Origin of the sequence: Enterovibrio sp. FF113, assembly GCF_041439165.1 — a bacterium.
GTDB classification, from domain to species: domain Bacteria; phylum Pseudomonadota; class Gammaproteobacteria; order Enterobacterales; family Vibrionaceae; genus Enterovibrio; species Enterovibrio norvegicus_A.
Genome location: NZ_JBGONO010000011.1, coordinates 21,487 through 33,947, shown reverse-complemented (window position 1 = coordinate 33,947; position 12,461 = coordinate 21,487). Strand labels below are relative to the sequence as shown.

The window sequence follows — 12,461 nt, the reverse complement described above, 5'->3', positions numbered from 1 at the left end:
CCCTAATCTAGCGAAGAGAGCATATGATTAGCGGACAAAAAACCGATAAAACCATTGATGCAGTCGCGTTCCATAGGGTGGAAATAGCATGTCAGCGAAGAACAGCCTACCGCGACTAAACACGGACTTCGCATGAGAGAAAGTTCGAAACCCTTCTACACCGTGATAGCTGCCTAAGCCTGAATCACCTGTTCCCCCAAAAGGTAGGTCATCCACCACCACATGAAATGCCGCATCATTGATACACACACCACCTGCATGGGTGTTGTTCAATACCGTATTCTGAAAGTGTTTGTCGAAACTTTGAATGTAGAGCCCCAGCGGGCGCGAGTTGGCATTTATACTATCAATCACTTGGCTCAAGTCGTCGTATCCAATAATGGGCAATATGGGCCCAAATATCTCTTCTTGCATCACTGTCATTGTTCGATCACTTCCAATGATCAAGGTCAACGGCATATAACATTCATCCTGGTCCGTGGGCACTTCCCCCAAAGGGATCACTTCCGCGCCGAGTGATTTGGCTTGCTCTAAATAGCCCACTAATCGGCCATGTTGCCGTCGATTGATAATGCGCGTTCGTTTTGAAAAGCCATCAAGTGACGGATACATCGATTCATGTCGCAACCGTATGGCAGCAACCAATTCATTCACCCGACTTTTAGGGCAGTACACATAATCTGGTGACACGCAGGTTTGACCTGCATTCATGGTTTTCCCATAGATAAAGCGCTTAACCGCTTCACCGAGCGGGATTTTGTCATCGATAATCACGGGTGATTTACCCCCCAATTCCAGTGTTACCGGAACCAAATTTTCAGCCGCTGCCCTCATGACATGTCGACCGACCTCCGTTGATCCTGTAAACAGAAGATGATCAAACGGTAAACCAGAAAAAGCCTGCGCCACTTCCGCTTCTCCCAAGGTAACGCCCACTTTGCTGGAATCAAAGATACCTGCTAATAACTTCACCAATACAGCATTGGTGTTTGGCGTGTATTCGGACATTTTAATCATGGCGCGATTACCCGCAGCCAGTGCCGCCACTAAAGGCCCGATGGTAAGAAACACCGGATAGTTCCAAGGCGCAATAATACCTACCACCCCTTTAGGTTGATAAACAACCTTCGCATGTGCCGGCTGAAACACGATGCCAACGGCACGTTTTTGTGGCTTCATCCATCGCTGTAAGTGCTTCAGTGTGTAATCCACAGAAGAAATAGAAGAGAAAATGTCACCCAACATGCTTTCATCATGACTGCGGTAACCAAAATCCGTTTCTAGCGCATTAAGCAAATCTTGTTTGTTTATCAAAATTGCCTGCTTAAGCTGTTTCAGCTCACGCACTCTCTGTTCGTAACTTGGAAAACGGTCTTTATCAAACGCCATTTTCTGGCGATCAAACAAACTGACCATTTGCGTTTTTGCCGTTGCTACCAAACTTTCAGCTATCACGCTATCTGGGATTTGCTCTGCATTACTCATAGGAACTCCTTGTATTGGCACGGCAGTGCGCTTGGTTCCAATATGAAGTATTCGAGATCAGATCTGATTGTTAATTTGCGCCAAAGACTTATCCCACACGCGACGATGCAGAATTAAAACGATGATAGGAAATGTGAAAATAGAGGATCAAAGACCAGTCGACTTGGCTTTAAAGTGGGCGGGAGTGTGAGTCGTTAAGCTCTAGGATGGATGTGCTCGATCATTGAGTTTGTAGAAAGATAATTGTGACGATACTCCCCAGGTGCACACCCTTCCCAACGACGAAAAGCACGATTAAAGTTGGCCACATTGGAAAAACCAACCAAATAGCCAATCTCGCTGATACTCATGTGGGGTTGTTTAATGTAGCTCAGTGTTAATCGTTTACGGGTGTTATCCAGAATTTCTTTGTAGCAGGTGCCCTGTTCGCTCAGCTTGCGTTGCAAATTACGCAAACTCAACCCAAGTTGTTTCGCGACATCGGCTTGTGAAGGTGCGCCCATGGGTAATTCTTCTAGGATTTTACTTTCGATGAGGTAAGTCAGGTTTGTCTTATCCACTCGGCTCATGAACTTATTGAGTATTTCGATGTGCAACTGATTAATGGCGGGATTATTGCCAAATGCCCGCTCTTTGGCTTGCTCTAAATCAAGCACTACAGCATTGCGTTCGCAGCCGTATTCGATTGGGCAGTTGAAGAACTCAGAGACTACAGGGCAATCATCACTTGAACGCTCAAAGGTGCATTGGATCTTAATAGGGTCGATATCGCCACCTACCAAATCTCGCGATAGCTGCACAAGTGTCGCTAGAAATGACTCGATAAGGTCTGGAGATAGCACCAATCTACCGCTATCGGTATAGCGATATACGACGAGTTCAACGATAAGTTCATCGCCCGATTCGTAGGTGTCCATGTTGCTGCAATTCGATACAACTCGCTTGTACTGGCTCACACGTTCTAACGCTTCTTGCAAGCTGAACGCCGACTGCACGGCATAACCCAACGCGTGCAACGCCGAAGGGTGAAAAGAACGCGCCACTTCTATATTGAATTGACGGTTTCCCACACGCTTATTACAGAAGGTAAAAAGATTCCCTAGACTCTCGACACAAATCCGCCCTTCCGGATCGTTAACTTCTGCAGGGTCGATATCAAACATCTCCAATGTTTTCACTGGATCGAGATCTAGCGATTTCATTGCTCGAGTAACAGGGATAATCCAACCACTTAACGTAGAGTAATATGCATTCATTTGAGCCACTTCCAACTACAACACTCAAATTGTTGCAACAATGTTGCAGGATGTAAAGTTAACGAATGGAGGTTAAGCAAGTGTTGATTACGTTTAGATTAGCGCATGCTCTTTGCGAGTCCATTCGCTTAGCCGATCAAGTTGGCCGTCTATTTCTCGCAAATAAATATTTATAATTTCAGTGCTTTAATGTCACTTTGACATTGTTGAGATGAGCGCTTCATACCACGTCTATAAGACATCGATACGAGCTAGTACACAGTAGAACACCATTAAACCTTTAGAAAAAATGCGTCTTTTTTGATGCTTTGTGACTAAGGCAAAAGAAGGGCGTTTTCGTCAAACAGCATGCAGCCTACTTCAAATCTAGACACGCATAGCTAATAGACCATGCAACCGCCACAAACATAGTCTTAAATACCCATACGTGACTTAGCTCTCACATCTGTTATTTGTTAAATAAATCTGTATAATTCCCCGCCTATTCATTCGTGCTTTAATTTCTGTTGATTTGGCAACTCTCATTCAGCGATTAGCCAATCTTATATACCTAGGAATACTTCTTTGATCTCAACCGCTAACATCACCATGCAATTCGGCGCCGAGCCATTATTCGAAAACATTTCTGCTAAGTTCGGTAACGGTAATCGTTATGGCTTAATCGGAGCTAATGGCTGTGGTAAATCAACGTTCATGAAGATTCTTAGCGGTGCGCTGACGCCAAGCTCGGGCAACGTATCAATCACCCCTGGGTTAAAGCTTGGCGTACTGAGCCAAGACCAATTTGCCTTTGAACAAAACAACGTTATCGACGTCGTGATCATGGGTGACCGCAAGCTATGGGAAGTTAAACAAGAGCGCGAGCGCATCTACTCACTGCCAGAAATGAGTGAAGAAGATGGTATGAAGGTCGCTGAGCTAGAAAGCGAATTCGCCGAAATGGGTGGCTACACCGCCGAAAGCCGCGCGGGTGACATCCTACTTCAAGCGGGCATCGAAGAAGAATTGCATTTTGGTCTGATGCAACACGTTGCGCCAGGCTGGAAACTGCGTGTGCTACTTGCACAAGCCTTGTTTGCCAACCCTGATATCTTGTTGCTAGATGAACCTACCAACAACTTGGATATTCACACCATTAACTGGCTTGCAGAAGAGTTGAACCAGCGTAAGTGTACGATGATCATCATCTCGCACGATCGCCACTTCTTGAACTCTGTATGTACCCACATGGCAGACATTGATTACGGTGAGCTACGTATTTACCCAGGTAACTACGAGTACTTCCTTGAGGCGTCTAGCTTGATCCGCGATCAGCTCTTATCAGGTAACGCGAAAAAAGCGGCTGAGATAAGTGAATTGCAGGACTTTGTTAACCGTTTTGGTGCGAACGCATCTAAAGCGAAACAAGCGAGTTCACGTGCGAAGAAGATGGATAAAATTAAGTTAGACGACGTTAAGTCGTCTAGCCGCATGAGCCCGTCTATTAATTTTGGTGAAGGCAAGAAACTGCATCGCCAAGCCCTTGAACTGCAAAATCTAGGTCACTCTTTTGACGACGAGTTGCTGTTTGAAAACGGCAACTTGTTACTTGAAGCTGGTTCTCGTTTAGCCGTTATTGGCGAGAATGGCGTGGGTAAGACAACACTGTTGCGCTGCCTCGTGAACGAAATCGAACAAAACCACGGCATTGTTAAGTGGTCTGAAAACGCATCAGTTGGTTACTGCCCACAAGACAGCACTGCTGACTTCGACAACGATCTAAGCATCTTTGATTGGATCTCGCAGTGGCGCACAGTGAAACACGATGATTTGATGGTTCGCGGTATTTTAGGCCGTTTGCTGTTCACTGCCGATGATGTGAACAAGAAAGCGAAGAACTGTTCAGGTGGTGAAAAGAACCGTTTGTTGTTTGGTAAGTTAATGATGCAAGACATCAATGTGCTTGTCATGGACGAACCAACCAACCACATGGACATGGAAGCGATTGAAGCGCTAAACAATGCATTGAAAGTTTACGAAGGTACGCTTATTTTTGTTAGCCATGACCGTGAGTTTGTCTCGTCTCTTGCCACTTCTATTATCGAAGTGAAAGGCAAGACGCTGGTTAACTTCCAAGGCACTTATGATGAGTACCTCGATCACCAACAGAAATTGCTTCAAGTGGCATAACACCACAAACTGACAATGTACGACGCAAAAGTACAACGTAGAAACATGCGACATAAACTGTCGTTAGAATAAACACTTAGTGGCTTGGAGGGTAGATTAACTCACCATCCCAGCCACGAGTAATGGAGAAACTCTTCATGACTGAACAAGAAAGAATTGAACTGCAGCAAAACAACCCGCTGCATGGCCTAAAAATGGAAGACATGCTCACTCAGCTTGTTGATCATTACGGCTGGGAAATACTTGATACTGCAATGCGTTTGAACTGCTTTAATACCAAGCCAAGCATCGCTAGCAGCGTGAAATACTTAAAGAAAACGGAATGGGCAAGAGAGAAAGTAGAAAACTTTTACCTGTACCGCTTTAAACGCATGCCTAAAGCGTCTGAAGCTGAATTTGAGATGCCAGCTCGCTCACGTACCTTTGCACATGGTTTAAAGCCGAGAGAGCCGATGGAGCTGACAGTTGAGTCCATTTTGCTTTCCCAAGCAAAAGCTGCATCTGCGCATAAAGAAAGAACCGGCCGTCGTCCTAGTCGCCGTTAATATTTCAAAAAAAGCCAAACTTTATTATGGGTTTGGCTTTCTTGTTACGTGTTGCCCTGCTCTGCCCTAGGTCATTGAGCCTAAGACGATATTTTTAGTGAACCTCTCATCTTTTTCACCGTCTGAAAGATAAGAAGCACCAGCAAGTCGCTGACAACTTCTCAAATTATCCCTCATACTCTTATTCTATATGTATTGGTGGGTGTGACTTCACTCAGCCATATGCCATATGTACTCAAAAGCTGATTCATACTGATAAAGCTCATCAATAAACTTCACTAGGTAACCTACATGTTTTCAAAACTGTCTTCGATTCTAAGAGAAGTCTTTACTGAAGAAGGTGGCAGTGCCGCTTCAAACGAACACCGTTATCAACGTGCGATGGCAGGTTTATTGTGCGAAGTCGCCAGTGCCGATAACGAACTCGACCCTCGTGAAGAGGCAGCTAAAACACGAATGCTTGGTGAGTTATTAGGGATTGAAGAAGCGGCGTCAAACTCACTCGTCAATGAAGCGCGCGTCGATGCATCAAACTCCGTGTCACTCTATGACTACACAGACAAGTTGCGCCAGCTAGATCAGCAACAGCGATTCAGCTTGGTCAAAGCGATGTGGGAAGTCGCGTATGCGGACGGTAAGCTCGATCCGCTAGAAGAGTCTGTGATCCGAAAAACGTCGGAATTGTTATATCTCGACCACGCATTGTTCATCAAAGCAAAACTTGAAGCGCAAGCCGACGCCAAGCACTAAGTTAACGTTCATCAAACCTAGTGCGAGACATCGTGCTAGGTGTTTAACATCAGCAGTTGACCGTCAATTTCTACTCGACGTAAGCGAGTGCCAAACACCGCTTCCAGCGTGTCCACGTGCATCACTTCCCTAGGACTACCTTGAGATACAAGGTGGCCATTTTTAAGTAACATCACCCTATCTGCATCACTGAGTGTTCGATTGATATCATGATTGGACATGATCACCGCAATACCACGATCAGCAATGCGACGAATCATCTTGTACATCACGCTTTGCTGAGCGATGTCGAGTGCGCTTGCTGGTTCGTCGAGAATAAGCAGTTTTCCATCGGGATTTATATCAGGCCAAATTTGTAAGCACACACCGGCAAGTCTTACGCGCTGCCATTCCCCCCCCGAAAGCTGCTCCGTATTGCGATTCAGCTTATCTTCAATCCTCAAAGTTGAGCATATGTCTTTGACGGCCGCATCTAATTCAATGGGATTACTTTTGGTCAACGCGGACAAACTTAAACTGAGGTACTGATAAACGCCGATGGCAAAAGCCGGCTTTTGTTGTTGGCTCAAATACGCTCGTTGTCTTGCTAAGGTTTTGCTGTCTATATCCGCCAGTGCGATGCCATTTAAGGAAACGTTGCCTTGGCCTTCCGTTAAACCAGACAATAATTCCAACAACGTGCTTTTCCCGCTTCCGTTTGCGCCAAGCAGATGAACAATCTCGCCTTGCCAAACAGAAAAACTTAACGGAAGAAGACGCGTACCCAATGCAATATTCTTAGCTTCAATCATGCGCGTCTCAATAACATCCAGATAAATAGAGGCGCACCAAGTGACGTTGTCACTGCACCTACAGGTAACTCTGCTTCAGCAATTGCCATACGCCCTATCGTGTCAGCCACTAACAACAGTGAAGCACCAGCGAGCGCTGAAAGCGGAAGAAGATACCTGTTTTCTGTCCCCAGCCAAAGTCGCAAAAAATGCGGAACCACTAAGCCGACAAAGCCAATCACACCGGCCATGGCTACCGACGCGCCAACAAGCACACTGACCATCAAGATCAGCTGCCATCTGAGCGTTTGAATATTCAATCCTAACTGCTTCGCTGGCGCTTCACCCAGCATCATCAGATCCAGGTTATGCCCTTGCGTACACAGCCAAAGCACAGCAGGCACAACCACCACGGCAAGCGTTAGCTGCGCCCAATGCACACCTGAAAGGCTTCCCATCAGCCAGTAAAGTAGCTGACGAAGGTTAAGGTCTGAACTGAAATAGAATGCCCACGTTACGATGGCGCCGGAGAGAATACCCAGTGCAACACCAATCAGTAATAGCCTTGCTGTCGACATAGTTCGCTTGCGAGCTAACCATACCAGTACGCCAGTAAAAGATAGCGCCCCAAGCATCGCAGCAGACATTAATCCGTACTGAGTGGCTAACGCCGGGAAGAAAAACATAACAAGCACAAGGGCAAGGCTTGCACCACCGGAAATGCCTAACACGCCGGGCTCTGCCAATGGATTACCCAGTAACACCTGCAGCACCGCACCAGACACCGCCAAAGAGGCGCCAATCAAGATGGCGGCAATAACGCGCGGGACACGAAGCTCCATCAACAATTGTTGCGTGAGAGGAGAATCAACATGGAAAGGGAAAATCCAGATCTCACCTGCCGCCAGTGAAAGCAATGAGCACACAATAAGCAGTGCGACAGCGGTAATGAGAGCGGTATGCCAGCGCCGAGTGCGACGCTGAACAAGTTGAAGTAAATGCATGGTTTTATAGTTTAAACGTCAATAGCCGCCAACCATACAGAGAACGCAGAACAATGAAAAGTGCTAACTGATTGCAAACGGTCCTGGCTCGCTTCCCACGTTAACAAAAAGGGGTTTCGATTCATCCGGAACAAAAGGTGTCACCAGTAAACAAGCGCGCTGACCTACCGCGACGTTGGCATTGGGGAACACAGCCGCCTCCCCGCCCTTTTGCGCCACGTATAGCGTGCCATTTTCTTCTGCCAGCTGTTCGCCTTCCTTGAAGTAAGTGAAGTTTGCTGCATCATTACTAAAAGCCAAAGAGAAAGCATCGTCGGTTTTGGTAATGGTGCGCGTCACCTTATAGATAGAAAGATCATGTTCAATCGCGACTTCGACGTTTTCACAACCACATAGAAAGTTTATCAGCGCGTGTTTAAGCGGCGCGAATTCTGACATATCGTTTTGATACAAAGGCGCGACACGACCCATTTCAAAGGTTGCGGCCAATGCACCGAAATTCTCACCACTCCACCAACTGAATGTTGAAGATGGCGTGCGGCTTAACAGCATGGCATCCATCTGTGCCGACTTTAGGAAGCCAATAAGAGGGCGAACATCGGTTGTCTTTGTTGAGGCAGGTACGACGGCAAACATGTAGTGTTTGGAATCACGAATGGCGCTGTGCATATCAAAGTGCCACTTCTCATCATTGCCTTTGGTATTGACAAAGAAGCGGCGAACATATTCTTGAAGATGATTAGCCAGCTGACATTCTGCATTGCGATCGGCGTTAACATCAGCAAAGAGACGGTTCAAATTTTCCTCAATAAAACGCGTGTGAGCATGAATCGCATCAGGATGCGCAATGATGAAAAGAGTGCGTGATTGAGGAACCCACGCGCCATTCAGTATTTCACTCACCAAATCATCAACCAGCTCAATCGGTGCGGTTTCATCACCATGAATACCAGAAGAAATTACAATGGCGCGATTCGCGTTTTCTGGTGAAACCTCCAATACGCCAACGTCATGATGAATAATATCGAGACCATTTGGCAGTTGAAATGAATACGGTTTGAATGTCATCGGCGAAGACAAAGTGTGCTTGAGAAAGCCACCGGAGAGTTGACTGTCCATTTTCAAAACTTCCTAATTTATTATTTTCGTATCTCGCTAACTACTATACCCGAACAATATTAGGATTCATGTTTGTGTTATTACGTGGTGTAAGAATTGAGAGATTGAAAGGCATGTTTATCAGGTGGTGCGTGATTTTTACCCAATAAAAAACCGCAGCAAAAAGCTACGGTTCTTAACATGCCAGGGCATAGAAGCAAATTAACTAAGAAGTAACTGTCTTCGGAACAGACTTTCTTCTAAAATTACCATCGAGAATTACTTGTCGATTTTTGCGTTTTCTACGCGTGCTTTCAGCTTTTGCCCCGGGCGGAACGTTACTACTCGACGAGCAGTAATTGGAATATCTTCACCCGTTTTTGGGTTGCGGCCTGGACGTTCGTTCTTTTCGCGAAGATCAAAGTTTCCGAAACCAGACAGCTTAACTTGCTCGCCACCTTCGAGTGCTTTTCGAACTTCTTCGAAGAACGCTTCGACGGTGTCCTTGGCGTCCCGCTTGCTCATCCCGACATTTTCAAACAGGTTCTCAGCCAGATCGGCCTTAGTGAGCGCCATAGGTCATTCCCTCAAGAAATGTTAAACATAAATGAGATACATCGTATCTTCACTACCAATTGCACTGCATTGGAAATATTCACTTGCTCCACTGTCGGGCAGCATATTCCGCATCAGTAACTTACGAACAGTGTAAGCCAACTGGCTGATTTGCGCCAACTTTTTTCCATATCATTATTTAGAACAGTGCTCTGTTTATGAGGATTTCATTCTTGCGTCATGCATAAAAAATGAGACATGACGATGGCAAAATCCTGTTTAGATGATGTTTTTATTCGAGTTTTAAACAGTTAAAAACCAAGGTCTGTTATCGTTTTGATAAAACTTAGGTTTATCAAAACGATAGGTGTTAGAACTTTTGGACATAAAAAAAGCAGCCCGAAGGCTGCTTTTTATTGATAGTTTTCGCATTAGTCGCGAAGGTGAGCACCGAATTTTTCGCCAAGTGTCGCAACAACTGCCGCAACCGCCTCAGAAATATCACTTTCTTCTAAAGTACGTTCAGTAGATTGTAGCGTCAGAGCGATAGCCAGACTCTTCTTACCTTCTTCAACGCCTTTGCCTTTATAAAGGTCGAAAAGCTTAGAGCCTTTGATAAGTGCATTGTCGGTATCTAAACATGCGCGTACAACTGCTTCTGATTCTACGTCATCAGCAACAATCACCGCGATGTCACGACGGTTCGCTGGGAACTTAGAAATCACAACCGCTTCCGGAATCACACGCTGATTGATAGCAGCCCACTCGATTTCGAACACGATAGTGCGACCATTCAGGCCAAACTTACGCTCAAGCTCAGGGTGAACCGTACCAATGTGGCCGACAATCTTGCCGTCGACTTCAATCGCCGCGCTCTGACCTGGGTGCAGCGCCGGATGCTTAGACGCTTTGAAACTGTATGCCAACTCATTAGCAGTTAGCTCCAGAACCGCTTCCAGATCGCCTTTAAGGTCAAAGAAATCGACAGTGTTAGTCGCAATGTCCCAGTGCTCTTCAGAACGCGCACCGGCAATCACACCTGCCAGCATCATTTCTTGGCGCATGCCGTTTTCAGCAGTCGCTTCAGGAATAAAACGCAGACCTGCTTCAAACAGACGCACACGTGGTTGCTGACGTTTCTGGTTGTACGTCACTGTGTTTAGCAGACCTGTCCACAAGCTCAAACGCATTGCTGACATGTCAGCAGAGATTGGGTGTGGCAAGATCAGTGGCTCAACGTTTGGCACGATCAGCGCCTGTTGAGAAGGCTCAACAAAACTATAAGTAATCGCTTCGTGGTAACCACGGTCAACCAGCAAATCACGAACGCGTTTCAGAGGTTGGTTGACCTCTTTATATTCGTTCATGGTCAGGTGCGCTTCAGGCGCTTGGTTTGGAATGTTGTCGTAACCGAAGATACGCCCTACTTCTTCAACCAAGTCTTCTTCAATGGCCAGATCAAAACGCCATGACGGTGCTTTCGCTGTCCAACCTGCTTCTGTGGTTTCTACGTCACAACCCAGACGCGTCAAGATCTCCACAACATCGTCAGAAGAGATGGCGTGGCCCAGAAGGCGATCCAATTTGCTGCGACGCAGAGAAATGGTTTTCGCTTTAGGGAGATTCTCTTCAGATTCTTGACCGACGATTTCACCCGCTTCACCACCACAGATATCAATCAGCAGTTGTGTCGCACGCTCCATGGCGTGGTACTGAAGGCTTGAATCAACACCACGCTCAAAGCGGTGTGATGAATCCGTGTGCAAGCCGTAGCTACGTGCACGACCACGAATTGAATCAGGTGCAAAGAATGCAGCTTCTAACAATACGTCAGTCGTCTCGGTAGTCACACCCGAGAACTCACCACCAAAGATACCAGCAATAGCCAGTGCTTTGTTGTGGTCAGCAATAACAAGCGTGTTGTCGTTTAGCTCAGCTTCATTACCGTCCAGAAGAACCAGTTTCTCGCCTTGCTTCGCCATACGCGCAACGATGCCACCTTCAATCTTAGAAAGATCGAATGCATGCATAGGTTGGCCTTGCTCAAGCATCACGTAGTTAGTGATGTCGACGATTGGATCAATAGAGCGAATACCGCTACGACGCAGCTTTTCTTGCATCCAAAGTGGCGATGCCGCTTTCACGTTCACGTTGCGAACAACTCGGCCCAAGTAACGTGGACACGCGATAGGCGCTTCGATAGCAACAGAAATCTTGTCATCAATTGACGGTGCTACGTTTTCAAACGCAGGCTCAGACACTTCAGCGCGGTTCAATACACCCACTTCACGTGCCATGCCTTTAAGGCTCAAGCAATCAGCTCGGTTTGCCGTCAGATCAACATCAATGGTGACATCGTTTAGCGAAAGGAACTCGCGGAAGTCAGTACCCAAAACCGCGTCTGCAGGTAGTTCCATGATACCGTCAGATTCAACGTTAATGCCAAGCTCGGTGAACGAGCACAGCATACCGTGAGAAGGTTGACCACGAAGTTTCGCTTTCTTGATTTTAAAATCGCCAGGCAGAACCGCACCAACGGTTGCTACAGCAACTTTAATACCCAAACGACAGTTTGATGCACCACAAACGATATCCAGCAGCTCTTCGCCACCGACGTTTACTTTGGTAACACGTAATTTGTCCGCATCAGGGTGTTGACCACATTCAACCACTTCACCAACGACTACGCCGGTGAATTCACCGGCAACAGCTTCAATGTCGTCGACTTCTAGGCCAGCCATGGTGATTTGGTGTGCCAGTTCTTCGCTATTGACAGCAGGCTTAACCCACTCGCGAAGCCAGGATTCACTGAATTTCATTTCTCAATTA

The 12,461-nt window shown here is 46.4% G+C and carries 10 protein-coding genes; 3 read left to right on the top strand and 7 right to left on the bottom strand.

The genetic code is table 11. The features are described 5' to 3' along the window. Positions 1-27: 27 nt before the first annotated feature. Positions 28-1,485, bottom strand: coding sequence for a coniferyl aldehyde dehydrogenase (locus tag ACED36_RS10500; protein ID WP_371733220.1), 1,458 nt, complete (start codon positions 1,483-1,485; stop codon positions 28-30). A gap of 194 nt (positions 1,486-1,679) precedes the next feature. Continuing rightward, the gene (locus ACED36_RS10495) at positions 1,680-2,741 is read right to left on the bottom strand and encodes an AraC family transcriptional regulator (protein ID WP_017002728.1); all 1,062 of its coding nucleotides are present in this window, start codon (positions 2,739-2,741) and stop codon (positions 1,680-1,682) included. A 564-nt stretch (positions 2,742-3,305) separates the two neighbouring features. Between ACED36_RS10495 and ACED36_RS10490 the strand changes: the two genes are divergently transcribed. From ACED36_RS10490 to ACED36_RS10480, 3 genes are all read left to right on the top strand, one after another. Continuing rightward, entirely contained in the window at positions 3,306-4,910 is a 1,605-nt protein-coding gene (locus ACED36_RS10490; protein WP_016962090.1) for an ABC-F family ATPase, read from the top strand. Between the two features lie 137 nt (positions 4,911-5,047). Then, a complete protein-coding gene (locus tag ACED36_RS10485) occupies positions 5,048-5,455 on the top strand; it encodes a VF530 family DNA-binding protein (protein ID WP_016962089.1) in 408 nt (135 codons plus the stop codon). Positions 5,456-5,746: 291 nt separating this feature from the next. Then, on the top strand, positions 5,747-6,205 hold the full coding sequence (locus ACED36_RS10480) for a TerB family tellurite resistance protein (RefSeq protein WP_016962088.1): 459 nt from the start codon (positions 5,747-5,749) through the stop codon (positions 6,203-6,205). A 35-nt stretch (positions 6,206-6,240) separates the two neighbouring features. Here ACED36_RS10480 and btuD read toward each other — a convergent pair whose 3' ends face one another. The 5 genes from btuD to pheT form a co-directional block, all read right to left on the bottom strand. Beyond that, the gene (gene btuD, locus ACED36_RS10475; protein ID WP_371733219.1) at positions 6,241-6,996 is read right to left on the bottom strand and encodes a vitamin B12 ABC transporter ATP-binding protein BtuD; all 756 of its coding nucleotides are present in this window, start codon (positions 6,994-6,996) and stop codon (positions 6,241-6,243) included. Then, positions 6,993-7,979 (bottom strand): vitamin B12 ABC transporter permease BtuC, encoded by a 987-nt coding sequence (btuC, locus tag ACED36_RS10470; protein ID WP_371733218.1) that lies wholly within the window; start codon positions 7,977-7,979, stop codon positions 6,993-6,995. Before btuC ends, btuD begins: the two co-directional genes overlap by 4 nt. 63 nt (positions 7,980-8,042) lie before the next feature. Next, positions 8,043-9,098, bottom strand: coding sequence for a succinylglutamate desuccinylase (locus tag ACED36_RS10465; protein ID WP_371733217.1), 1,056 nt, complete (start codon positions 9,096-9,098; stop codon positions 8,043-8,045). Between the two features lie 258 nt (positions 9,099-9,356). Continuing rightward, positions 9,357-9,653 (bottom strand): integration host factor subunit alpha, encoded by a 297-nt coding sequence (gene ihfA / locus ACED36_RS10460; RefSeq protein WP_016962084.1) that lies wholly within the window; start codon positions 9,651-9,653, stop codon positions 9,357-9,359. A 410-nt stretch (positions 9,654-10,063) separates the two neighbouring features. Beyond that, positions 10,064-12,451: a phenylalanine--tRNA ligase subunit beta gene (gene pheT, locus ACED36_RS10455; RefSeq protein WP_016962083.1), complete on the bottom strand. Its 2,388-nt coding sequence runs from the start codon at positions 12,449-12,451 to the stop codon at positions 10,064-10,066. Between the last annotated feature and the right edge of the window lie 10 nt (positions 12,452-12,461).